The sequence below is a fragment of the Streptomyces sp. Ru73 genome, assembly GCF_002920575.1.
In the GTDB taxonomy this organism is placed as follows: Bacteria; Actinomycetota; Actinomycetes; order Streptomycetales; family Streptomycetaceae; genus Streptomyces.
Map to the genome: position 1 here is coordinate 15,967 of NZ_PQSQ01000017.1, position 24,641 is coordinate 40,607.

Here is a 24,641-nt window from a genome sequence, read left to right on the forward strand (position 1 = left end):
AAGTCCCGGGCCTGCCGGGACACCCCGGGTACCAGCCGATTCCCGGACGTTCCACTCGGTTCCGGGCGCGCCACCCGGCGTACCCGTCCCGGGGCCGCGAGGGCATCCAGGGCCCGGGTAGGTGTCGGGAGGCGGATGGCATCCGGTACCCGAGAGGCGTCCGGGCGGCGCCCGGTGCCGGAGGGCACCCGGGACCGGCGATCACGCCGGTGACAATGAGCAGAACCGGCGGCAGCGAGGCCCGTTCGACGACGGGCCCGGCGGCCGCCCACCGAAGGCCGAGAGCATGCGCAGCAAGTCCCAGGGGGCGCCGGAGGAAGGCGCCGAGCACCCCGTTCCGGACGGTGCGGACACCGGTCGTGCGGGACGAATCGCACGAGAGGCACCCGCGGTGCGAAGCGGCTGCGGGCGGGGGCGTACTCTGTCTGGCGCCATGCCCTACGAGCCCCCTACTCACACCGTCGAGCGATCGCTGCGCGCCACCACCGGCGCCAAGATCATCGCAGGAGTGGACGAGGTCGGGCGCGGTGCCTGGGCCGGCCCGGTGAGCGTATGCGCCGCCGTGACCGGACTGCGCCGCCCGCCCGCCGGACTCACCGACTCCAAGCTGCTGACCCCCAAGCGCCGCGACGAACTCGCCGCCGTGCTCAGCGACTGGGTCACCTGCCACGCCCTCGGCCACGCCAGTCCCGAGGAGATCGACGACCTGGGCATGACCGCCGCCCTGCGGCTGGCCGCCGTCCGCGCGCTGGAGGCCCTGCCGGTCCGGCCCGACGCGGTCATCCTCGACGGCAAGCACGACTACCTCGGTGCCCCTTGGAGGGTCCGTACGGTCATCAAGGGCGACCAGTCCTGCATCGCCGTCGCCGCAGCCTCCGTCATCGCCAAGGTGAAGCGCGACGCGATGATGGCCGAACTGGGCGCGGATCACGAGCACTTCGCCTTCGCGGACAACGCCGGCTACCCCTCGCCGGTGCACCGCGCGGCCCTGGAGGAGTGGGGCCCGACCCCGCACCACCGGGTGTCGTGGTCCTACATGGACGCCCTGCCCCGCTGGCAGCACCTGAAGAAGGTGCGTGTCAGCCCAGAATCATCCGCTCTGGAGGCCGGTGGCCAACTCGGCTTCGACTTCTGAGCGGTACGGATGTGAATCCGGTACCCCCTGACATGTCCCGTACCTACGTTTGATAGACATCACCTCATGCCTCTCATCCCCGAGGAGCCTCAGATTCACGAGAGTGTCCCGGGTCCCCGCGCAACTCCGGCCGCCGGCCGCACCGCGCCGACCCCCCGTCCCGTACCTGGTCCCGGCCCCCGTCCCGCGCCTCCGCGCGGCGCCCCCGCGGCCAGTGCCCGCCCCGGCAAGCCCGGCCCGTCCCGTGGAGCGGTCCCCGGCCCGCCCGGGCAGCGCACGGCTCCCAAGCCGGCCGCGCAGGGTGCCGCCGCCGCTGCCGAAGCGCAGCTGCAGCTGATCCCCGCGCCGGCCGACGGTGCCGTCGACGCCGCCGACGAGGCGGTCGACCTGCTGCTGGACTCCGGACGTGCCCCCAGCGAGGTGCTCGTCCTGACCACCGGCGACCCGCACCCCTGGGCCACGCACGAGCTGTCCTTCGGTGAGGCGTCCTACTGGGCGCAGCACGACGCCGCGGACGACGTCTTCTACGCGGATGCCGGCGCCACGCGCGCCAAGGGCCGCCCCGTGGTGGTCGTCGCGGTCAACGGCGGCTCGGACGAAACGGTTGCGCAGGCCCTGCCCGCCGCCATGGCCCGGGCCGGCGCCCTGCTGATCGTCTGCGGCGACCCGCAGCGCATCAACGCCCTCATCGGCGCGACGGCATAAACCCCCGGCCCGGAGCGACCCGGCCCGGTCACCATGACAGCCGGGGTCGCTCCGTGTGCCTGGCGTGCCGCGTGCGGTGCGCTGGGGGCTGGGCGGTGCCGGAGTGGTGCCCGCGGGCTCTGGACGTCCGGGCGATGCCCGGGTGTCTGAGATGTTCGGGTGTCTGGATGCCCGGGTGTCTGGGATGCCCAGATGTCTGGGATGTTCCGAGTGATGTTCGTTGGCTTGGGCGTGCCCGGGGCTTTGGAGCTTTGGATGTCCGGGCGGCGTCTGGAGACACCTGGGCGGTGCCGCAGGGCATTGGACGTTCGGGTACTTGGGTGGTGCCCGGTTGCCGGTTGCCCGGTTGCGCGGGTCTGGTTGCCCGGTTGCGTGGGTGCCTTGACGGTGCTCGGGTGCTCCGGCGGCGTGCGGATGTTCCGGGGAACTGGGCGGCGGGTGCCCCCTGTGCCCCGGTGCCGCGGTGTCCCGGTGCCGCGGTGTCCCGGTGCCGCGGTGTCCCGGTGCGCGGCCAAGTCCGAACGATGGCCGCGGGCCCGTGTGCCGTACCGGCCAGCGGACGGCGGCAGCGCCGTCCATGCAGTGCCGTCGAGGCCGCGCCGGTCCGCAGCCGCGCCATCGAGCAGTCGTGGTGCCTCATGGGCGCCGGCCCGCCTGACCCCAACGGACGGCGGTGCCGCCTCACCGGGCCGTAGTGCCCTCTCACCAGCCGATGGTCATGATCCACTGGCCCGGCGGGGCCCGCCCGGCGGCGCGGACTCAGCGCGCGGCAGTGCGCCGACGCGCCTCCACCGCCCCGCCCGCCGTACGCCGCGGCGTCCTCGCGGCCACATTGCCGTTGAACCGGCCCCGGGCCGCCCCCGACAGCTCGGGCCGGTCCGGCCGCGAGCCGAGGTACGGCCGTCGCCCGCCACGGCCTTCGCCCAGCACCTGCCAACCGTCACGCGTCAGCGTGATGTACGCGCCGCAGCGCAGCCCGTGCAACGTGCAGGCGTCGCGCAACCCCCACATCCAGGCGCCGTCCGTCTCCGTCCACGGCTGCTCGCCGTCGCGGCAATAGAGCAGCACAGCCGTACGGACCGGTACGCGCAGCCGCAGATCGTGCGGTATCACCCGGCGCAACTGCGCCAGCAGCGCGTTACGGAAGTCCCAGCCGTCAGGCGTGTCCGTGCGCAGCACGAAGGACGCGCTGGCCGTCACCCGCTCTTCCGCATCGAGCACTGCGACCACGGCGGTGGACGGGCCGGGCAGATGCCGGTCGTGGAGGCCGGTGACGATCTCACGAGGGTTGCTCAGCAGGGGAATTCCCGCCGAGGCCCACTCGGAGAGCTCCAGCATTCGGCCCAGCCTGGCGGCCGACGCGGCGGAGGAGGGCTGGGACGCGGTCAGGGGCGGAGTGATGGCGAAGGTCACGGTCCTCCCTTCGTCGACGCGGCGGCAGCCGGGGCGGCCGGGCGCACCGTCGCACCAGGACACACCCCTGTTGAGCCGCGGACGGCTGGAACGGGGAAGCACTACGATTCTCGCGGTCGCACACGCATGCGGCAATGAGGAATTCACCGCGGCGTTCCGGAATCGATGGATGCGCCATCCTCATCCTTCCCACCCAACCACCCACCGAAGCACACCCCACCGCACCAGCTCCGCCCGCACAACACACCCCCAAAGCAACGCTCGTTGACCGCACCGCAGACGACGACCGCTCCGACTGTCTCGACGACCTTGGCGAGCTGCCCGGCTTTGGTGGCCTCGACGGCCCTGGCGTCCTTGGCGGTCTGGACGACCCCGGCCGTCTCCACGGCTCCGGCGGCCTGGACGGCGTCGGTAGCTCGGGCGGCGTCGGTAGCTCGGAGGGCGTCGGTGTCGCGCCGACCGGCATCGCCCCCGTCCCCACCGTCAGCCGCGGCCACTCCCTCCGCCAGCCCCAACCGACCGCCCTCCGCCCCTCGGCCGACGCCGCGCCCCGGGCCAAGCCCCGCCGACCGAGGGCCTGGCCCCGTCAACCCACGGCCAGGCCCTCGTCAACGACGGTCAAGCCGCCGTTAACCAACGGCCTCACTCCGTCACCCCTGTACAGCGAGTACCAGCGGCAGCACACCCCCCGCCCCCGCCTGGCGCAGCAGTCGGGCGGCGACTGCCAGCGTCCAGCCGGTCTCGGTCGAGTCGTCCACGAGCAGTACCGGACCGTCCGCGGCGCGCAGCGCCTCTGCGAGCTGCGGCGGTACGGTCAGCGACCCGTTCAGCGCCCGCAGCCGCTGCGCGCTGTTCGACCGCGGCAGATGCAGGTCCTCGGCCCCCGCCGCGTACGCGATCGAGCCCAGCAGCGGCATCCGGCCGATCTCGGCGACCCGGGCACCGAGCGACTCGATCAACTGCGGCCTCGTGCGCGAGGCCATGGTGACGACCCCGACCGGCCGGGCCGGAGCGTCCGGATCGCCGCTCGCCCAGCCGCCCGGCCCCTTCGCCCAGTCGGCCAGCACCCCGACCACGGCATCCAGCACATCGGCGGGCACCGGCCCGTCCGCGGTCTGGGGCGTCAGGAGCGGCCGCAGCCGGTTGCCCCAGCCGATGTCCGACAGCCGGCCCAGCGCCCGCCCGGCCGCTGCCTGCTCACCAGCCGGAATACGGCCCTTGAGGTCCACGCCGATCGCGGGCAGCCCCGTCGGCCACATGCGCCGCGGCTCCACGACGACGCCCGCACGGCCCAGCTCACCGCGCGCCGCGTCCAGCGCGGCCCGGGAGACGTCAGCGGTGAAGCGCGGCCCCGCGCAGTTGTCACAGCGGCCGCACGGCGCCGCGCCCTCGTCGTCCAGCTGCCGCTGCAGGAACTCCATCCGGCACCCGTCGGTCGTGGCGTACTCGCGCATCGCCTGCTGCTCGGCCTGCCGCTGCCGCGCCACCCAGGCGTACCGCTCCGCGTCATACGTCCACGGCTGCCCCGTGGCGGTCCAGCCGCCCTTCACCCGCCGGACCGCGCCGTCCACGTCCAGGACCTTGAGCATCGTCTCCAGCCGGGAGCGGCGCAGCTCCACCAGCGGCTCCAGAGCGGGCAGCGACAGCGGCCTGTCGGCCTGCGCGAGCACGTCGATCGTCCGGCGCACGAGCTCCTCGGGCGGGAAGGCGATCGAGGCGAAGTACTCCCAGATCGCCTGGTCCTCCCGGCCCGGCAGCAGCAGCACCTCTGCGTGCTCCACGCCTCGGCCCGCCCGGCCCACCTGCTGGTAGTACGCGATGGGGGAGGACGGCGACCCGAGGTGGACCACGAAACCCAGGTCCGGCTTGTCGAAGCCCATCCCGAGCGCCGAGGTCGCGATCAGCGCCTTGACGCGATTGGCCAGCAGATCCTCCTCGGCCTGCTGCCGGTCCGCGTTCTCCGTCTTGCCCGTGTACGACGCGACCGTGTGCCCGCATTGCCGCAGGAACGCCGTCACCTCCTCCGCGGCGGCGACCGTCAGCGTGTAGATGATCCCGGAACCCGGCAGATCGTTCAGATGCTCGGCCAGCCACGCCATACGGTGCGCGGCATCCGGCAGGTGGAGCACGCCGAGGCTCAGGCTCTCGCGGTCCAGCGGGCCCCGCAGCACCAGGGCATCCGAGCCGCCGCCGGTACCCAGCTGCTCCGCCACGTCGGCCGTGACCCGGGCGTTCGCCGTCGCCGTCGTGGCCAGGACCGGGACGCCCGGCGGCAGGTCCGCGAGCATCGTGCGCAGCCGGCGGTAGTCGGGCCGGAAGTCATGGCCCCAGTCCGAGATGCAGTGCGCCTCGTCGACCACCAGCAGTCCCGTCGCCGCGGCGAGCTTGGGCAGCACCTGGTCCCGGAAGTCCGGATTGTTCAGCCGCTCCGGGCTCACCAGCAGTACGTCCACCTCACCGGCGGCCACCTCGGCCTGCACGGTGTCCCACTCCTCGGTGTTGGAGGAATTGATCGTGCGCGCGCGAATGCCCGCCCGCGCGGCCGCCTCGACCTGGTTCCGCATCAGCGCCAGCAGCGGCGAGACGATCACCGTCGGCCCGCTCCCGCGCTGCCGCAGCAGCGCGGTCGCGACGAAGTACACCGCCGACTTGCCCCAGCCCGTGCGCTGCACCACCAGCGCGCGGCGATGGTCGGCGACCAGCGCCTCGATCGCCCGCCACTGATCCTCGCGCAGCCGGGCCGTACCGCCCGGATCCCCGACGAGACGGGAGAGGACGGCATCGGCCGAGGCACGCAGCTGTTCGTTGCTCATGACTCCATGCAACCCGATGCCACTGACACCGCGCGACCGGCCACCGCAACCTGTGGATAACTCCCGGTACGCGCGCGACCGGCAGCAGTGACCTGTGGACAACGTCCGTCACCCGTGAGTTATCCACAGGGGTCGCGGCGGTGTCGCACGCCGCGGGATCTTCGACCCATGACTCACCACATCGAGCCGGCAAACCCGGCAGACCCCCGCCCCACCACTTCTCGCAACAGCGCGGAAGCGCAGGTCACCCTGCGCGGCCCCGCCGAACTCGCGGACGCCCTGCCGTACTTGCTCGGCTTCTACCCCGACGACAGCATCGTCCTGGTCGCCCTCCACGGCGAACGCGGACGGTTCGGCGGCCGCGTCAGGCTCGGCATCCCCACCGACACCACCCAGTGGCCCTACATCGCCGACCAGCTCGCCGACTGCCTGATCACCTCCGGCCGGGAGCGCGGCACACCACCCAGCGGCATCATCGCCTTCCTCTGCCAGGAACCGACGACCACCGAGACCGGCCGGGACGTACGCGACCGCCTCCAGCCCCTCGCCCAGCGACTGCGCACCGCCTGCGGCAGCCGGGACGTCCCCGTCTACGAAGCCCTGTGCATCTCCAACGGCCACTTCTGGTCCTACGTCTGCCCCGACGAGCGCTGCTGCCCCGCCGCCGGCACACCCCTCGCCATGCCCGGCACGTCCGTCATGGCAGCGGCCGCCGCCTACTCCGGCGTCCAGGTCCGCGGATCACTCAAGGACATGGAAGCCCGCCTCGCCCCGTTCACCGGCACCCGCGCCGGCGACCAGATCAAAGCACTCGACGCCGCCGCGGCCGCGCTCATCCCGCGCATGCTGTCGGGCCAGGACCCCCAGACCGTACGAGAAGAGACCGTCACCCTTCTCGCACGCGCCCTCCGCACCTTCCGCGACGACCCGCCCTCCGGCAGCCACCGCGCCAAGGACGCCTGCGACGACGCCCTCCTCAGCAACGGTGAAGCCGCCGAAATGATCCTCGGCCTCCAGGACCGCCTCACCCGCGACCGCGTCGCCGCCTGGATGGAAGGCCCGGACGCCGCACCGGCCCTGCGACTGTGGCGCGCACTCGCCCGCCGCTGCCCCGACGCCTACCAGAGCCACGCCGCTGCCCCGCTCACCCTGGCCGGCTGGGTCTCCTGGGCAACCGGAGACACAGCCTCCGCCCGGGTGGCCCTGTGTCGCGCCCTCACCCTCGACCCCGACTACCTCTTCGCCCAGCTCCTCCACCGCGGCCTCAACGAAGGAATCGACCCCGAGAAGCTCCGCAGCTGTCTGCGCGCCACACTCCGCCCTGCCGTGGACACGACGCCCATCAACAAGACGCCTGCCGACACGACGCCCATGGAAAAAACGTCCGCCGACAGGACACCCACCGACTGGAGGTCTGCCGTCACCGACGCGATGGACACCAGCCCGATCGACACCGACCGGGCCGGCACCGACCCGGCCAAGATTGTCCCGGCCGACACTGTCCCGGAACCGGACCAGACGTCCGACCACACCCCGGACACCCCCGACCACCTGCCCACATCGACCACCGACGAGCAGCCGGACACAGACACGACCGGCCCCCGCACCACCCGCGCACGGTCCCGCCGTCCGCGTGCCGACCGTCCCGCCGGACCCCGCGCACGCACCCGCCCCGAGGCACGTCCGCGCACCGGTCGCCCCCACCCGCGTACCGGCCCCACCGGGGGCCGCCGGGACGACCGGAGCCCACGATGAGCCCGCCCCAGTCACCATTCCGGCGTGACCTGCGCATCGGCCGCGGCGTTCCTCTGTGTGGCGCAGACCGTACGGAATCCCCACCAGCACAGGGAGCACCCCACATGGCAGGCATGTTCCCCACCACGCCACAAACACCCCCGACCCCCGCACGGCAACGCGCCGCGCCCCCGCCCCGGCCACCCGAGCCCCAACCCGTCCACACCACCCTGATCTGCGCGGCACTGCCCGCGCTCGCCATCTCCTCCGCCGACCACGGCCAGCTCACCGGCAGCGGCATGGAAGGGTTCTACCGCTCAGGCCGACGCACCCTCGCCCGTTGCGTACTGCGCGTGGCCGGTTCCCAGCCGCTCCACGTACAGGCCAGGAGCGTCGGGGCCGACCGCGCCCGGTTCACCGGCACCCTCCGCACGTCCCACGACCCCGGCCCCGATCCCGGCCTCCTCGTCGAGCGCTTGCGGAACGCCGACGGCACCGAACGCATCACCCTGCACAACCACACCCCCCGAGCCCTGCGCCTGCCACTGGAGGTCAACCTCGCCACCGACCTTGCCGAACTGAGCGCCGTCGCCCTCGGGTTCGCGGGGCCCGACCTGCCCGCGTCCGTCCACGACGCCGGGCTCCGCTGGGCCACCGACACCGCGCACGCCACCGTCACCGCGGACCCGCCGCCGGAGGACGCACTCGCCGCGGCCGGACTCCTCCGCTGGAGCCTCGACCTGCCACCCGGCGCCCACCGCACCATCGAACTGCACATTTGTCTGCACACCCGCAGCGGCAGCACCGGATCGGCATACTCGGCAGCCGGACGCGGCACCCCCGGTGCGAGTACAGCCCGCCCGCCCCGCCCTTGGTCCGCCGCACGCCTCCAGAGCGACGACCCCCGAGCCGGCACCCTGCTCACCACCGCCCTGGACGACCTCAACGGCCTCCTGATCCGCGACCCTGCCGTCCCCGCGGACACCGGCCTCGCGGCCGGCATCCCCTGGCGGTGCACCCTGGCGCCGGCCGAGGCCCTCGCCGCGGCCCGCATGCTCCTCCCGCTGGGCACCAGACTCGCCGCGAGCACCCTCCGCACCCTCGCCCGCAGCCAACACGCCGAGACCGGACCGGATTTCGGCCGAATCCCCGGTCCCCTGCGCGACGCGGGCCCCCACTCACCACCGAGCTGCACCGGCATCGAGGCCACCCTGCTGTTCCCGGCAGTCCTCGCCGAAGCCCGCCGATGGGGGCTGCCCGCCCCCGAGGTCGAACGCCTACTGCCGGCCGCCGAACGATGCCTCACCTGGCTGCACAGAACGACCGAGGCCACCGCCGACGCCTCGGCAGGCGCAGGTTACGTACCCGACCCGGCACCCTCCGGCCCGTATCGCTGCGAGACCCAGGCGCACGCGCACCGCGCGGCACTGCTCGGCGCCGACCTCCTCGACGCCTGCAACCGTCCCGGAGCCGACGCGCTCCGCGACTGGGCCGCTGCCCTGCGCCGTCGCTTCCGCGACGGCTTCTGGATCGACGACCCCGGCGGCGGCCGCCCCGCGGCACTGTGCGCCCCCGACGGCCGGCCGCTCACGCGCCTCGTCTCCGGTGCCGCCCACCTCCTGGACACCGGTCTCCTCGGCAGCGGCGCGCTCGCCCCCGGCCTGCTCGACGGCGTCCGCACCGAACAGCTCGCGAAGCTGCTGAACAGCCCGGCTCTCGACACCAGCTGGGGCCTGCGCGGCCTCGGCCACAAGGAGGACGGCTACAACCCCTTCGGTCACCGCAGCGGAGCGGTCCGCGTTCACGAGACGGCCGTCGCCGCATCGGGGCTGGCCGCCGCGGGCCGCGAAGCAGAAGCTACGTCCCTGATCAGAGGACTGCTGGACGCCTCGGAGAGCTTCGGATACCGCCTCCCGGAGATGTACGCGGGACACCAGCGCACCGGCGACGGCGCCCCCGTACCGCACCCCACGGCGTGCCGGCCGGCCGCGGTGGCGGCTGCCGGCGCGATCCACGCGCTCCTCACCCTGGTGGGCATCCGGCCGGACGTCCCCGGCGGGACGCTCTCCCTGCGGCCACTCACCGGCACGCCTCTCGGCGCCATGCAGGTGACCGGTCTCACCGTCGCCGAGCAGCCCTTCTCCGTACATGTCAGCGGCCGTGGCCTGGGAATGGTGGAGGAGGCGGCAGATGGCCTGCAACTGGGGGCGTGAAGAGGTGGACGGCCTGTTTATCGTCAGGCGGACGACTATGATCGCGACATGCCTCCCTACGACCCGTCGGCCTTCCCCCCGTTCGCCGTCACCGTCGACCTGGTCGTGCTCACCGTGCGCAAACACGCGTTGTGCGCGTTGGCCGTGCGCCGCGGTGAGCCACCGTTCCAGGGGCGGTGGGCCCTCCCCGGTGGTTTCGTACGCGCCGATGAGGACCTGGAGACCGCGGCGGCCAGGGAACTCGCCGAGGAGACGGGGCTGCACGCCCACGGCCCGGCGGGCCCCCAGCTGGTCCCCGGTGCCCACCTCGAACAGCTCGCGACGTACGGGGACCCCAAGCGCGACCCGCGCATGCGGGTGGTCAGCGTCGCCCACCTGGTGCTCGCCCCCGACCTGCCCGCCCCGCGCGCCGGCGGCGATGCGTACAGCGCCCGCTGGGCGCCCGTCGAGACACTGCTGGAGCATGAGAACGGCCTCGCCAGGGATGGCGAACAGGCCGCTCCCTTGGCCTTCGACCACGCCCGCATCCTCGGCGACGGCGTCGAGCGCGCCCGCTCCAAGATCGAGTACTCCTCGCTCGCCACCGCGTTCTGCCCGCAGGAGTTCACGGTCGGAGAGCTGCGCCGGGTGTACGAAGCGGTCTGGGGCGTGGCCCTGGACCCGCGCAACTTCCACCGCAAGGTCACCGGCACGCCGGGCTTCCTCGTCCCGACCGGGGGGACGACGACCCGTCAGGGCGGTCGCCCGGCCCAGCTGTTCAGGGCAGGCGGTGCCACGCTCCTGAATCCACCGATGCTGCGACCCGAGGTCTGAGCGGGGAGGCGCGAGCCGCCAGGTGCGAGGTGGCCGTGTGAGGTGAGGGCGTGAGCTGTGGTGTGTGAGTTGCGAGATGTGAGCTGAGAGCGGCGGGAGGGGGAGGGGGAGGGGCGGGGGGGGAGCCCCCCGGGGTAGCGAGTCCCCGTAGCCCTCGAAAGCCCGCCCCCTTCGAAGCCCCCCAAATCCCGCCCCCCCCCTCAAGCCTCAAGCCCCACCCCAAGCCTCAAGCCCCACCCCCAAGCCTCGCCCCCATGCCCCGCGCCCCTCGAGTCTCGCCCCCTGAACTTCCCTTCGAAGTCCCGTCCGCCTCAAAGCCCACCCGTCCATCCCGAGCCTGCCTGCCCTCCCCGTCCCAAGGACACGACGGCACCCCGGGCTCGACATTGCGGGCAAAAAGGACATTGCGCGTTAACGTGGCGGGGTGAGTCCTTCAGTCCCCGCAGCGCTCGCATCGTCCGCATCGGTCCCGCCGTCCGCCCGAGCCTTCTCGACCTCCGGTCCCACGCCGAGCTCCGGCCCCGCGCCGGCTTCCGGCCTCACGCCGGCTTCCGGTCCCGCGTGGCTTTCCGGTCCGGCGTCGGTTTCCGGGCCCGTGTCGGTCTGTGCAGGCGACGGGCGGCCGAGTGTCGAGCGGGGCGCGCGATGATCCAGGCTGTCGGACTGACCAGCGAGGCCCGCCGCGGCCTGCCGCCCGCCGTCGACGACCTGACCTTCGAGGCGCCGGCCGGCAAGGTCACCGCCCTCCTCGGTACCCGAGGCGCGGGCAAGACGACGGCTCTGCGGCTGATGCTCCGCATGGAGCGCGGACGGGGCATCACGCTCTTCCGCGGCCACCCCCTGCACCGGCTGCCGAACCCGGCGCGCGAGGTGGGGGTGCTGCTCGGCGACGTACCCGGCCACCCCGCCCGCACTGCCCGGTCGCATCTGCGGATGCTCACCGCGGCGGCGGGGGTCCCGCCGGAGCGCGCCGAAGACGTACTTGAGGTCGTCGGCCTCAGCGGCCTGGCGGACCAGCGGCTGGGCGAGTTCTCCCGCGGCATGGACCGCCGGCTCGGCATGGCGGCCGCCCTGCTCGGCGACCCGCACACGCTGCTCCTCGACGAACCCTCCGACGGGGTGCCACCGCGCGAGGCGGCATGGCTGCACGGGCTGTTGCGGGGCTTCGCGGCGCAGGGTGGGAGCGTGCTGGTCACGGCATCGGACGCCAAGGCGGCCACCCGGCTGGCCGACCGGATCGTCACCATCGAGGACGGCCGGCTGGTCGCCGACCAGGATGCCGAGGACTTCGCGCACACCCGGCTGCGGCCGCGCGTCAGCGTGCGGTCGCCGCACGCCGACCGGCTGGCGGCGATCCTCATCGACGAGTGGCAGCGCGCGGACCCGGCCGTCGATCCGCGCGCCGAACAGGCGCTGGAGGTCGTACGGGAGAGCGGCAATCGCATCGCCGTGTACGGGAGCAGCTGTGCGTTGGTGGGCGATGCGGCGTTTCGGCACGGGATTCTGGTGCACCAGCTCGCGGACGAGGTGGGGGACGCCAGGCCGGTCATCCCGCTGAACCGGGCGGACGGCCGGACGGCCGCCCGGCTGACGACGGGGCATGCGGCAGTGGTGCCGGCGGAGGCCGGGAAGGAAGAGGGGGAGTACGAGAAGAGCGACGCACGGTACGCCGGGACGGCGGGCGAGGATGACGCGTACGAGCCGTACCCGGCCGCGTACGAGCCCTACTCAGACAAGCACGAGCACGAGTACGAGCACGAGTACGAGCACAAGTACGAGCACGAGTACGGGGACGACCAGGCGGAGAACGCCAACGTTCAGAGGGACGTTCAAAGCGGCGTCCAGAGGGACGTTCAGAGCGTCGAGAACGCCGAGAGCGTAGAGGCGTACGCAGGGGCGCAGTTTGACGTCGGCGAGCCTGCCGAAGCTGTCGGGGCACGCGCTCACGTCGAGCCCTCTGCCGATACAGGTGTCGACACCGACACCGACACCGAAGCCGAAACCGAGCCGTGGAAGGCGAAGCGGGAACGCAGGCACGCCGGTGAGCTGGTGCGCAAGGACGCCGGCGGGCACTGTGCTCTCATCTCGGATTCCACGGGTACGGAAGGCGTGGCGCGAGTCGGTGGTCTTCAGGGCGGGGGCAGGGGCGTTACCGCGTCCGGGCGTGTTCTCTCGGTGGCGGAGCGGGGCAGCGAACTCACCACGACCCTCGAACTTCCGGTCGTATCGGCCGACGACAGCATCGGCACCCCGCCCGCAAAGCCGACCGCGAGGCCGCCCCGCAAGCCGAACGAACGCCGTCGCGGCGAAGCGACCGTCGGCCCGACCGCTGCCTCGGCCGACGAACAGCCCGCCTCCCCAACCGGCCCCCCGCCCCACGACACCTCCCCCCACGACACCCCGCCCCACGGCACAGCGGTCCCCCTCGCATCCCCCCGTGCACCGCGCCCCTCCGCGAGCGCGCGCGGCAAGGTGCAGGCCACGCGGCTGCTGCTGCCGCGGTTGCCGGCTCCCGGGCCCGTGTGGCCGGTGCGTTACGAGGTGCGGCGAGCGGCCAGTGACCGTACGGCCATGGGCGTCGGGCTGCTCGTACTGGTGGTGTCGCTCGCCCTGGCATGGGTGCTCGCGCGCGGCGGCGACGTGTCGGCGGCACGCGCGCTGGCGGGCTGGCCGAACCGGCTGCCGTTCCCGCCCGCGGCGGTGGGGGCCGGGCTGATCGGGGCGCTCGCCTTCGGGCAGGAGTTCCGTTACCCGGCGCTCGCTCCCGAACAGGGTTCCGTACCCCGCCGGTTGCGGCTGCTCGGCGCCAAGCTCCTGGTCAGCGGGGTGATCGCGCTCGTGCTGGCCGCTCTTACGGCCTCCCTCGACGGGCTCACCGTCGGCTACGTCTTTGGTGTGCAGGCGTTGCCGGCGGTCGCCGACTGGCCGGTGCTGGTGCTCGGTTGGTGTGCGCTGCTCGTGGGGTCGGCGTGGGCGGGCCTCCTCGCGGCGGGAATCTTCCGCTCTACGGCCATGGGGCTGGCTTGCGTACTTGCCGTACCCGTCGCCGTGGTTCCGCTCCTGCAGGGATTGTTGAGCGATCCGACGACCCGCTCGATGGTCGGGTTCCCGGCCAGGGTGCAGTCGACGGCAGCCGTGCGGTGGCCGTCCGGGGCCGAGGAGCTGACGGACGCCACCTGGCGCCTCGCGGCACAGCCGGTGGTCGGCGCGATGGCGCTTTCGCTCGCCGCTCTGCTGTGCGCATATGCCCTGACTGCCTTGCGCCGGAGCGGACGTTGAGAGTGAGGGAAAGCAGCGCCCGCAGGAAAGAACGCAGACAGCGGAAAGGCCACGAACAGCAAGACCCCGAAGGTGCTCGAGAAGGTCCGGACACGTCTCCGGCGGGCTCAAGTCCTCAGACGCGCTCAAGTTCCCGGCGCATTCAAGGACCGAGGCCCCCCAACTGGCCAAGACCACAGCAAAAGGCGAGGTGAACGGCACGATCGGACCGTCGCAGAACGGGTGAAGCACAGGTGAGGGATCAGCACTTCTCACGTCGTGTGCCGCGCGAACTGTCCACCGCGCCGCGCAAAGCGTCTGGTTCCTTCCGATAAAGCGTCAATTGTAGGGTGATGGGCGATCACCCTTTCGTGTGCTTTTCACCAAAGACCTCAAGGCGCTCCGGCACGTCGCCGACAAAGGATGCGTGAGTACCCTTGCGCACACCATGATGACCGCGACTCGCCCCGCCGACTCCGGCCTCACCGGCCCGGGCGAGCTCGACCGCTACCCCTACGCCGACGCCGTCGGCAGCGAGCGCACCGAACGCGTGGCTCCCGCGTGGGACGGCCACGAAAGCGAGCTGGGCCGGGTCGGCCGCCGTGCCGCCGGCAGCCGCGGCCGTGGCCTGCACGGCCAACTGGTCCAGCAGCTCGGCCAGATGATCGTCTCCGGCGATCTCGGGGCCGACCGTCCGCTCGTACCCGAAGAGATCGGCCAGCGCTTCGAGGTCTCCCGCACCGTCGTCCGCGAGTCGCTGCGCGTCCTGGAGGCCAAGGGCCTCGTCAGCGCGCGCCCGAACGTCGGCACCCGCGTCCGCCCGGTCAGCGACTGGAACCTCCTCGACCCCGACATCATCGAGTGGCGGGCGTACGGCCCCCAGCGCGACGACCAGCGCCGCGAGCTGTGCGAGCTGCGCTGGACGATCGAGCCCCTCGCCGCGCGGCTGGCCGCGGGCCACGGCCGTGAGGACGTGCAGCAGCGCCTCGCCGACATGGTCGAGATCATGGGCCACTCGGCGGCCCAGGGCGACTCCCTGACCTTCGCCCGCGCGGACGCCGAGTTCCACTCGCTGCTCCTCCAGCTCACCGGCAACCGCATGCTGGAGCACCTCTCCGGCATCGTCGCCGCCGCCCTCCAGGTCTCCGGCGGCTCGGCCCTCGGGTGCGAGCACCCCGTCGAGACGTCCGTCGGCCAGCACATGAAGATCGTCGACGCGATCGGCGCGGGCGACGCGGCCGGCGCGGAGGTCGCGATGCGGCAGCTGCTCGCGACGGACGGCGAGGCGGGCGCGCCCGGCGCCGGCGCGGTGGACCACGTGGTGCCCGGACCGCGCGAGCACTGAAGAGGCCCTGCGCGAGGCGGCTCCGAAGGCCGCGCCGCCACCCTCGCTTCGCGGTCACGCCTCCGTATGGCCCGCGGTCACGCTCCCGTACGGTCCGCGGTCACGTCCCCGTACGCCCCGGGCCCGTCTCCGGAACCCCGGGGTCCACATCCAGCAGAAACCGTACGCCGTGACCACGCCCGACCGGCCGTCCTCGGCGGAGGCAGCCCGCCTCCGCGATGAGGGCCGTCAGGCGCCCGGTCACCGGCCGCCCGGCCACGAGGGCGTCCGACCGCGGGACCGGGACGCCGCGCCATCGCCACCCTGCGGGCCCCGCCATGCGCCGCACGCAAGACGAACAAAGAAGTGCAAAGAAGAGCACAGAAGAAGCGAACAGCGAAGCAGAGAGAAGAAGGATGGCCGCGTACGTGGCCGGTGTCCGTACGTGGCCAGGGCCCCTGTGGAGCGCCCAGGGTCCGCACGAGCCCGGGGCCCGTACACCCAAGGGCTCGTCCGACCCACTGGGGCGGTCGCCCAAGCCGTACGTCACCCGTACGTCTCCGCGCGGGGCGGCCGCCTGTCCGGCCGTGCCGCCTGCGCGGCCGTCGGCGTGGCGAAACGTACCGGCACCGGACGGCCGTCCGGTGCTCCCCTCGCTCCTCCCGGGGCCCGCAGGGCAGCCGAGGCTCCGTCTCTCGCCCCCTTCCCGCCAGTACGCCCCCAGATCGCGCAAAATGCGGCGTTATGGGGTGTGACTCGGGCCACGCGGATTGGGCGTAACGCTCTGCGGGGAAGCGCGATGACTTAAGAGGTGATAGCCGAGGAGGGAATACGGCGACCGTTCGCGGCGCTGTCCAACTCCCTGGTTGCCCTTGCGCCGTCGGCCCACCCCCGTCGACGGTCGTCGGCTCCGGTCCACAGTGGACGGGGTCGGAAGCCGTTTCCATCGTTCCGAGAGGTTGTTCGTGTCGGCCAGCACATCCCGTACGCTCCCGCCGGAGATCGCCGAGTCCGAGTCTGTGATGGCGCTCATCGAGCGGGGAAAGGCTGATGGGCAGATCGCCGGCGATGACGTGCGTCGGGCCTTCGAGGCTGACCAGATTCCGCCAACCCAGTGGAAGAACGTTCTGCGCAGCCTCAACCAGATCCTCGACGAGGAGGGTGTGACGCTGATGGTCAGTGCCGCAGAGGCGCCCAAGCGCACCCGCAAGAGCGTCGCAGCGAAGAGTCCGGCAAAGCGCACCGCCACCAAGACCGTCGCGGCCAAGACGGCCGCGGTGAAGAAGACCACCGCGGCAGCCCCGGCCATGCCCCTGGCCGCGGCAGCGGCTGCGGACGGCCCCGGGGCCGAGGCCGATCCCGCCCCGGCGAAGAAGGCGGCGGCCAAGAAGGCCACCGCGAAGAAGGCCACGGCCAAGAAGACGGCCGCGAAGAAGACCACGGCGAAGAAGGCAGCCAAGAAGGACGCCGTCGACGAGCTCCTCGAAGAGGACACCGTCGAGGAGACCCCCGCGGCGCCGGGCAAGGGCGACGCGCCCGAGCCGGCCGAGGGTGCCGAGGCCGCGGGCTTCGTCCTCTCGGACGAGGACGAGGACGACGCCCCCGCGCAGCAGGTCGCGGCGGCCGGTGCCACCGCCGACCCGGTCAAGGACTACCTCAAGCAGATCGGTAAGGTCCCGCTGCTCAACGCCGAGCAGGAGGTCGAGCTCGCCAAGCGCATCGAGGCCGGTCTGTTCGCCGAGGACAAGCTGGCCAACTCCGACAAGCTCGCGCCGAAGCTGAAGCGCGAGCTGGAGATCATCGCCGAGGACGGCCGCCGCGCCAAGAACCACCTGCTGGAGGCCAACCTCCGCCTCGTGGTCTCGCTGGCCAAGCGCTACACCGGCCGCGGCATGCTCTTCCTGGACCTGATCCAGGAGGGCAACCTCGGTCTGATCCGCGCCGTCGAGAAGTTCGACTACACCAAGGGCTACAAGTTCTCCACGTACGCGACGTGGTGGATCCGCCAGGCGATCACCCGCGCCATGGCCGACCAGGCGCGTACGATCCGTATCCCTGTCCACATGGTCGAGGTCATCAACAAGCTCGCCCGTGTGCAGCGCCAGATGCTCCAGGACCTGGGCCGCGAGCCCACTCCGGAGGAGCTGGCCAAGGAGCTGGACATGACCCCGGAGAAGGTCATCGAGGTCCAGAAGTACGGCCGCGAGCCCATCTCGCTGCACACGCCGCTGGGCGAGGACGGTGACAGCGAGTTCGGTGACCTCATCGAGGACTCCGAGGCCGTGGTGCCGGCCGACGCGGTCAGCTTCACTCTTCTGCAGGAACAGCTCCACTCGGTCCTTGACACGCTCTCGGAGCGTGAGGCGGGCGTCGTTTCGATGCGCTTCGGCCTCACCGACGGCCAGCCCAAGACGCTGGACGAGATCGGCAAGGTCTACGGCGTCACGCGTGAGCGTATCCGGCAGATCGAATCCAAGACGATGTCGAAGCTGCGGCACCCCTCGCGTTCGCAGGTGCTGCGCGACTACCTCGACTGACGTCGCAGGTCAGACGGCATGAGGGCCCGGTCGCTCCGGTGGTGGAGCGGCCGGGCCCCCGGCGTGTCCGGGGTGCGGCGAACGGCGCACTGGCTCACTCTGGGTGTACGAAAGCTCCCCCAGAGTCAGGAGTCGGTATGCGCATCCGCACCCGCGCTGTCATCACGGTTCTCGCCGCCATCGCGCCGGCCGCGCTCGGCGTGCCGGGACCAGCGGCCGCCGACAGCGTCATCGTCGGGGGACGGCAGGTGCAGGCTTCGTCCAGCCCGTGGGTCGTGGCGCTGGCGAGCCGTGACCGCTTCGGGGACGAGCGCTCCGGGCAGTTCTGCGGCGGCGTGCTGGTGGGTCCTTCGACGGTGCTCACGGCGGCGCACTGCATGGGCAGGGACGTTCTCGGCGCGTCGCCGGACGCGGTGAAGGACCTGCGGGTGATCGTCGGGCGTACGGACCTGCGCGGCCGTACGGGCCGGGAGATGGCGACCCGCAAGGTCTGGATCAATCCCGGGTACGACGCGACGACGAATGCCGGTGACTTCGCCGTGGTGAAGCTGCGCGGGACGGCTCCCGGGCAGGCGCTGTCGATGGCGGGCACGTACGACCCGTCGTATCGGCCGGGCACGCCGGCGACGGTCTACGGCTGGGGGGACACGACCGGCAACGGTACGTACTCGTCGGTGCTGCGCGCGGCGCAGGTGCAGGTCATGCGGGACTCGTCCTGTCGGCGGGCGTACCCGAAGAGCGTGGACGGTACGTACGACCCGGCGTCGATGCTGTGCGCGGGGACGGAGCAGGGCGGGCACGACGCGTGCCAGGGGGACAGCGGCGGTCCGCTCGTGGCGAACGGCCGGCTGGTGGGTCTGGTGTCGTGGGGCACCGGCTGTGGTGAGCCGGGCAAGCCGGGTGTCTACACGCGGGTGTCGGCCGCGAAGCAGGCGGTGCTGGCCCACGGAGGATGAGGGCGGCCTTCTGGGCCGCGGGGCGGGAGCGGGCCGGGGGAGCGGCTGGAGGGCCGCGTGCGGGCCCGTGAGGCCCTTGGTGGGGAAAGGGGCCGGGTGGGCGGCGCGGCCTCCTGAGGGGGCCGCGGACGCCGGAAAGCGGCGGAGCCGGCGGGAGCGAGTACGAGTGCGGGCGGTCTCCCGGTGAGGACCGGGGGAACCGCCCGCGCACGGCTCGTGGCCGTTACTCGCTCGTCGTCGGTGCGATGTGTCAGCGTTCCTCTTCGGACGCGGACGCCGGAGAGGCGGTCAGCCGCTCCGTCTCGTCCTGTATCTCCGCGGCGATCTTCTTGAGTTCTGGCTCGAACTTGCGACCGTGGTGGGCGCAGAAGAGCAGTTCGCCGCCGGACATCAGGACGACGCGCAGGTATGCCTGTGCGCCGCAGCGGTCGCAGCGGTCAGCGGCCGTCAGCGGGCTCGCGGGGGTCAGAACAGTAGTCACGTCGCCTCTTCTCTAGCTCGACGAGCTGTCGTACCAGGGTCAACATCCAACCAGGCCGAAAACGTTCCCGCTCGTGGCTTTTCCTCGAAAATTTTTTTCCGAGGTGGCCGGGTGCTGCCGGGTGGCGGCGAATGAGCCGTATTGCGTGGTGGTCTGATTCACGGTGTCGGTCGGGCTGTGTCCTCGCCGACCGGCTGCCGGCGCGGGCCTTCGTCCTCGCCGACTGGTTGCCGGCTGTTGATGAGGACGTGCCCGGAGCCTAAATGGTTCATGCCTCGAAGGGAACGTGATGTTCACGTCACCCACACGGGGAATAGAACGTACGAGCGAAAATCGACTAGCATGGGCCCGCTTACGGGTGGCGTCACACCGGCTCTACCGGGCCTCGGTACCCTCTGACCGGCGACACTGCCACACCAGGGTCCGCGGAACGCGGGCCACCAGAAATTCAGCGAGGAGCGAACCGCGTGACCGCCGAGATGTCCGTGCCGTCCACCGCCGTGCTGACCGGGGCAGACCGGGACGGATCCAACTACACCGCGCGGCATCTCCTCGTCCTGGAGGGCCTGGAGGCCGTCCGCAAGCGCCCCGGCATGTACATCGGCTCCACCGACAGCCGTGGCCTGATGCACTGCCTGTGGGAAATCATCGACAACTCCGTCGACGAGGCGCTGGGCGGCTACTGCGACCGCATCGAGGTGGTCCTGCACGACGACGGCTCCGTCGAGGTCAAGGACAACGGGCGCGGCATCCCCGTCGATGTCGAGCCCAAAACCGGCCTCAGCGGCGTTGAGGTCGTCATGACCAAGCTGCACGCGGGCGGCAAGTTCGGTGGCGGCTCCTACGCCGCCTCCGGCGGTCTGCACGGCGTCGGCGCCTCCGTGGTCAACGCCCTCTCCGCCCGCCTGGACGTCGAGGTCGACCGCAACAGCAAGACCCACTCCATCAGCTTCCGGCGCGGCGTCCCCGGCATCTTCACCGAGTCGGGCCCCGATGCCCCGTTCGACCCCACCGGCGGCCTCATCAAGGGCAAGCGCATCCCGAAGACCCGTACGGGCACCCGCGTGCGCTACTGGGCCGACCGCCAGATCTTCCTCAAGGACGCCCGGCTCTCCCTGGAGACGCTGCACGCCCGCGCCCGCCAGACCGCCTTCCTCGTGCCCGGCCTCACCCTTGTCGTACGGGACGAGCGCGGCCTCGACGGCGAGGGGCCGACCGAGGAGACCTTCCACTACGACGGCGGCATCAGCGAGTTCTGCGAGTACCTCGCCCAGGACAAGGCCGTCTGCGACGTGCTGCGCCTCTCGGGGCAGGGCACCTTCAAGGAGACGGTGCCCGTCCTGGACGACCGCGGCCACATGACGCCCACCGAGGTCACGCGTGAGCTCGGCGTGGACATCGCGCTGCGCTGGGGCACCGGGTACGACACGACCATCAAGTCGTTCGTGAACATCATCGCCACCCCGAAGGGCGGCACCCACGTCACCGGCTTCGAACGCTCCGTGACCAAGACGGTCAATGAGGCGCTGCGCTCCGCCAAGCTGCTGCGCGTCGCCGAGGACGACATCGTCAAGGACGACGCCCTCGAAGGGCTCACGGCGGTCGTCACCGTACGGCTGGCCGAGCCGCAGTTCGAGGGCCAGACCAAGGAGGTGCTCGGCACCTCGGCCGCCAACCGCATCGTCGCCAACGTGGTCGCCAAGGAGCTCAAGGCGTTCCTGACCTCCACCAAGCGCGACGCGAAGGCGCAGGCCCGCGCGGTCCTGGAGAAGGCCGTCGCGGCCGCCCGTACGCGCATCGCGGCCCGGCAGCACAAGGAGGCGCAGCGCAGGAAGACCGCGCTGGAGTCCTCCTCGCTCCCCGCCAAGCTGGCCGACTGCCGCAGCGACGACGTGGACCGCAGCGAGCTGTTCATCGTCGAGGGGGACTCCGCGCTCGGTACCGCCAAGCTCGCCCGCAATTCCGAGTTCCAGGCGCTGCTGCCCATCCGCGGCAAGATCCTCAACGTCCAGAAGTCCTCGGTCTCGGACATGCTGAAGAACGCCGAGTGCGGCGCGATCATCCAGGTGATAGGAGCCGGCTCGGGCCGCACCTTCGACATCGACGCGGCCCGCTACGGCAAGGTCATTTTCCTCGCCGACGCCGATGTCGACGGCGCCCACATCCGTACCCTGCTGCTCACGCTCTTCCAGCGGTACATGCGCCCGATGATCGAACAGGGCCGGGTCTTCTCCGCCGTGCCGCCGCTGCACCGCGTGGAGCTGATCAACCCCAAGAAGGGCCAGGACAAGTACATCTACACGTACTCGGACAACGAGCTGCGGCAGACCCTGCTGGAACTCCAGCGCAAGAACATCCGTTTCAAGGACAGCATCCAGCGCTACAAGGGCCTGGGCGAGATGGACGCCGACCAGCTCGCCGAGACCACGATGGACCCCCGCCACCGCACCCTGCGCCGGATCAACATCAGCGACCTGGAGGCCGCCGAAAAGGCCTTCGACCTGCTCATGGGCAACGAGGTCGCGCCGCGCAAGGAGTTCATCAGCAGCTCCGCCGCGTCCCTGGACCTCTCGCGCATCGACACCTGATCCCGACTGCCGCGCGCGGGCCGTCCACCCACGGGTGGACGGCCCGCGCCGCATCTCCACCCGGGTCCCACCCGCGGGCCGATCCGCACGCCGCCACGCGTTCCTAGCGTGGAAAGCGTCGAAATCGTCCCCCGAAACGGAGGCCCCAGCCATGGGCGGCGTGCCCGAAATCCTCGTCATCGCGGCGGTCGCCGCCCTCGTCGTCGTCCGGCAGTTCGGCGCCCGGAAGGTCAGCAGCGACCGCAGGTGGTGGGTGCTGCCCGCCGTCCTGGGCTACGTCGCCATCAGCCGGTCCGACGGCGCGCTCCTGGACCCCGCGCACCAGGCCGTCTCCGCGGTCCTCCTCGGCGCAGGCATCGCCGCCGGCCTCGTCACGGGCGCCGGCACCGCCTGGACCATGCGCCTGTGGACCGGCCCGGACGGCACGGTCTGGGCCAAGGGACGCGGCGTCACGGCCGCCGTCTGGGCCACGGGCATCGCCGTACGCCTCGCCCTCCTCGGCATCGGCACCCTCCTGGGCGTCCACCTGAACGCCCAGGCCACCACCCTCACCGTCGCGGCCCTGCTGCTCGCCCAGACCGGCGCCCTGGCCTGGCGGGCCGGGACGCTCAGCCCGTCGTACGGTGTTGCTGCCCCCAGGTGAGCCCCCACGAGGAACAGGAGCGCCCATCCGTGCCGCTGCCCACGTCGCCGCGCTCCTGGACGCGCTGGCCGCTGCGCGAAGCCCTCTCCCACGCGGGCGTCAGCCCCATGCGCCGCCGGCTCGGCCGGCTCATCCGCCTCGTCGTGCTGGGCGCGCTGCTGTGGAGCGCGGCCACCGACCGCGACCTGCACGGCTGGGTCGTGCCCGCCGGCGCGGCCGGCGTCCTCGTCGCCGGCGCCGCCTTCTGGGCCTTCTTCCGGGCCACCCTCCGGCACCTGCTGTGGCCCTCCGTGGCCCTGCTGCTCTTCATGGAGGCCACGGCCTTCGGCTTCCACGAGGCGGGGCTGACCGTCCCCGCCGTCGTCCTGTGGTGCGCCTGCGCCGTCACCGCGCTCGAACGCCTCCCGCTGGCCGCGGCGGTCCCCTGCACCGCCGTGGCCCTCGCCGCGTTCGCCCTGCTCAACGGCGACGGACTGTGGGCCACGGCGCTCGCCACCGGCGGGCTGGCCCTCGCCGGCTACACGCTCCGGCTGGACGCCGAGGCGCGCGGCGGCGCCCAGCGCCTCCTGGCCCAGGAGCGTGCGGCGCGCGCCGCCGAGGCCGAGGCCCGGGCCGCCGAGGCCGAATCGGCGGCGCTGGCCGAGCGCGGCCGGATCGCCCGCGAGATCCACGACGTACTCGCGCACAGCCTCAGCGCCCAGCTCGTGCACCTGGAAGCCGCCCGTCTGCTCATCGAACGCAGCCCCGACCTGGAGGGTTCCCGTACACAGCTGCTCGAACGGGTGACGGCGGCCCGCAAGATGGCCCGCGAGGGCCTGGACGGCACCCGGGAGGCCCTGTCCGCGCTGCGCGGCGACATGGCACCCGTGGAGGCGTTCCTGCGCGAGCTGGCCGCCACGGAGGGCGCCCGGCTGGACGTGGTGGGGGAGAGCCGCACGCTGCCCCCGGAGGCCGGCCTCGCGGTGCGCAGGGTCGCCCAGGAGGCGCTGACCAACGTCCGCAAGCACGCCCCCGGGGCGCGCGTGGAGCTGCGCCTGGAGTACGCGGCGGACGAGGTGGGGCTGCGGGTGCGCGACCACGGGGGCCGCGGCGTGCCCGGTGAACTGGCGGCCAGCGGCTCCGGATACGGTCTGCGGGGGATGCGGGAGCGCGCCGAACTGCTCGGCGGGACGCTGGAGTCCGGTCCCGACGAGGGAGGTTTCCTGGTGTGGCTGCGAGTACCGGTGTGAGTGCGCGCGTCGTGGTCGCCGACGACCAGACCGTGGTGCGCGAGGGCATCGTGATGCTGCTCGGGCTGCTGCCCGGCATCGAGGTCGTCGGCTCGGCGGCCGACGGTGACGAGGCGGTCCGGCTGACCGCCGAACTGTCCCCGGACGTCGTCCTGATGGACCTGCGGATGCCGCGCTGCGACGGCGTGGAGGCGACGCGCCGCATCAGGGAGCAGCACCCCGCCACCCAGGTCGTCGTGCTCACCACGTACGCCGACGACGAGTCGCTCTTCCCCGCCCTTCAGGCCGGTGCCCGCGGGTACCTCACGAAGGACGCCGACGGTGACGAGATCGTGCGGGCCGTCGAGGACGTCATGTCGGGGCACGCGGGGCTCTCGCCCCAGGTGCAGCGACGGCTGCTGGAACGGTTCGCCGGGAGCCCCGTACCGCCGCCCGCCCCGGAGGTCGCGCCGGAGCCGCCCGACGGGCTCACCGCCCGCGAGACCGAAGTGCTCACGCTGGTCGCCGAGGGGCTCTCCAACCCCGAGATCGCCCGCCGGCTGCACGTCTCCACCGCCACGGTGAAGACCCACATCAACAACCTCTTCGCCAAGGCGGGGCTCCGCGACCGGGCACAGGCGATCCACTACGCCTACCGGCACGGCATCGCGCAGCCCCCGAGGTGACCCGCAAGCCTGTCGCGGGCCCGTATAAGTGCTCAACACGGCTGTGAAACATCCCAGTTGGTCCGTCACCTGATGGGGTGAAGGATTCGCAATGGATGTCCGGGAACCACCGAGTCTGTCCATCCTTGGGCCCA

16 protein-coding genes are annotated in these 24,641 nt (G+C 72.3%); 13 read left to right on the top strand and 3 right to left on the bottom strand.

Features of this window, described 5'->3' with window-relative positions:
- Positions 1-433: 433 nt before the first annotated feature.
- Entirely contained in the window at positions 434-1,135 is a 702-nt protein-coding gene (locus tag C3486_RS10725) for a ribonuclease HII (RefSeq protein ID WP_103832392.1), read from the top strand.
- Positions 1,136-1,201: 66 nt separating this feature from the next.
- On the top strand, positions 1,202-1,840 hold the full coding sequence (locus C3486_RS10730; protein ID WP_103832393.1) for a hypothetical protein: 639 nt from the start codon (positions 1,202-1,204) through the stop codon (positions 1,838-1,840).
- Between the two features lie 759 nt (positions 1,841-2,599).
- Here the strand turns inward: C3486_RS10730 and C3486_RS10735 are convergent.
- Positions 2,600-3,253 carry a hypothetical protein gene (locus tag C3486_RS10735; protein ID WP_103832394.1) on the bottom strand — a complete coding sequence of 218 codons (654 nt, stop codon included), beginning with the start codon at positions 3,251-3,253 and terminating at the stop codon, positions 2,600-2,602.
- 650 nt (positions 3,254-3,903) lie between these two features.
- Entirely contained in the window at positions 3,904-6,066 is a 2,163-nt protein-coding gene (locus C3486_RS10745) for a RecQ family ATP-dependent DNA helicase (protein ID WP_103832396.1), read from the bottom strand.
- A gap of 168 nt (positions 6,067-6,234) precedes the next feature.
- Between C3486_RS10745 and C3486_RS10750 the strand changes: the two genes are divergently transcribed.
- The 7 genes from C3486_RS10750 to C3486_RS10780 all read left to right on the top strand — a co-directional run bounded on the left by C3486_RS10750 (position 6,235) and on the right by C3486_RS10780 (position 18,901).
- Positions 6,235-7,821 carry a DUF4192 domain-containing protein gene (locus tag C3486_RS10750; protein WP_103832397.1) on the top strand — a complete coding sequence of 529 codons (1,587 nt, stop codon included), beginning with the start codon at positions 6,235-6,237 and terminating at the stop codon, positions 7,819-7,821.
- 104 nt (positions 7,822-7,925) lie between these two features.
- Entirely contained in the window at positions 7,926-10,013 is a 2,088-nt protein-coding gene (locus C3486_RS10755) for a glycogen debranching N-terminal domain-containing protein (RefSeq protein ID WP_374936849.1), read from the top strand.
- Positions 10,014-10,061: 48 nt separating this feature from the next.
- Positions 10,062-10,826 carry an NUDIX domain-containing protein gene (locus C3486_RS10760; RefSeq protein WP_103832398.1) on the top strand — a complete coding sequence of 255 codons (765 nt, stop codon included), beginning with the start codon at positions 10,062-10,064 and terminating at the stop codon, positions 10,824-10,826.
- Positions 10,827-11,471: 645 nt separating this feature from the next.
- Positions 11,472-14,105, top strand: a complete 2,634-nt coding sequence (locus C3486_RS10765; protein ID WP_103832399.1) for an ATP-binding cassette domain-containing protein — start codon at positions 11,472-11,474, stop codon at positions 14,103-14,105.
- A gap of 352 nt (positions 14,106-14,457) precedes the next feature.
- Positions 14,458-15,429: a FadR/GntR family transcriptional regulator gene (locus C3486_RS10770; protein ID WP_103832400.1), complete on the top strand. Its 972-nt coding sequence runs from the start codon at positions 14,458-14,460 to the stop codon at positions 15,427-15,429.
- Positions 15,430-16,367: 938 nt separating this feature from the next.
- Positions 16,368-17,945 carry an RNA polymerase sigma factor gene (locus C3486_RS10775; protein WP_103832401.1) on the top strand — a complete coding sequence of 526 codons (1,578 nt, stop codon included), beginning with the start codon at positions 16,368-16,370 and terminating at the stop codon, positions 17,943-17,945.
- 137 nt (positions 17,946-18,082) lie between these two features.
- On the top strand, positions 18,083-18,901 hold the full coding sequence (locus C3486_RS10780; protein WP_103832402.1) for a serine protease: 819 nt from the start codon (positions 18,083-18,085) through the stop codon (positions 18,899-18,901).
- Between the two features lie 250 nt (positions 18,902-19,151).
- Here the strand turns inward: C3486_RS10780 and C3486_RS10785 are convergent, their stop codons facing one another.
- Positions 19,152-19,382, bottom strand: a complete 231-nt coding sequence (locus C3486_RS10785; RefSeq protein WP_006602664.1) for a hypothetical protein — start codon at positions 19,380-19,382, stop codon at positions 19,152-19,154.
- Positions 19,383-19,849: 467 nt separating this feature from the next.
- Here C3486_RS10785 and C3486_RS10790 point away from each other — a divergent pair, with 467 nt between their 5' ends.
- The 4 genes from C3486_RS10790 to C3486_RS10805 all read left to right on the top strand — a co-directional run bounded on the left by C3486_RS10790 (position 19,850) and on the right by C3486_RS10805 (position 24,507).
- Positions 19,850-21,970 (top strand): type IIA DNA topoisomerase subunit B, encoded by a 2,121-nt coding sequence (locus tag C3486_RS10790; RefSeq protein ID WP_103832403.1) that lies wholly within the window; start codon positions 19,850-19,852, stop codon positions 21,968-21,970.
- Positions 21,971-22,121: 151 nt separating this feature from the next.
- Positions 22,122-22,613 (top strand): DUF1453 domain-containing protein, encoded by a 492-nt coding sequence (locus C3486_RS10795; protein ID WP_103832404.1) that lies wholly within the window; start codon positions 22,122-22,124, stop codon positions 22,611-22,613.
- 107 nt (positions 22,614-22,720) lie between these two features.
- Entirely contained in the window at positions 22,721-23,842 is a 1,122-nt protein-coding gene (locus C3486_RS10800; protein ID WP_103832454.1) for a sensor histidine kinase, read from the top strand.
- Positions 23,821-24,507, top strand: coding sequence for a response regulator transcription factor (locus C3486_RS10805; protein ID WP_258052701.1), 687 nt, complete (start codon positions 23,821-23,823; stop codon positions 24,505-24,507). The genes C3486_RS10800 and C3486_RS10805 overlap by 22 nt, the downstream gene beginning before the upstream one ends.
- Positions 24,508-24,641 lie beyond the last annotated feature (134 nt).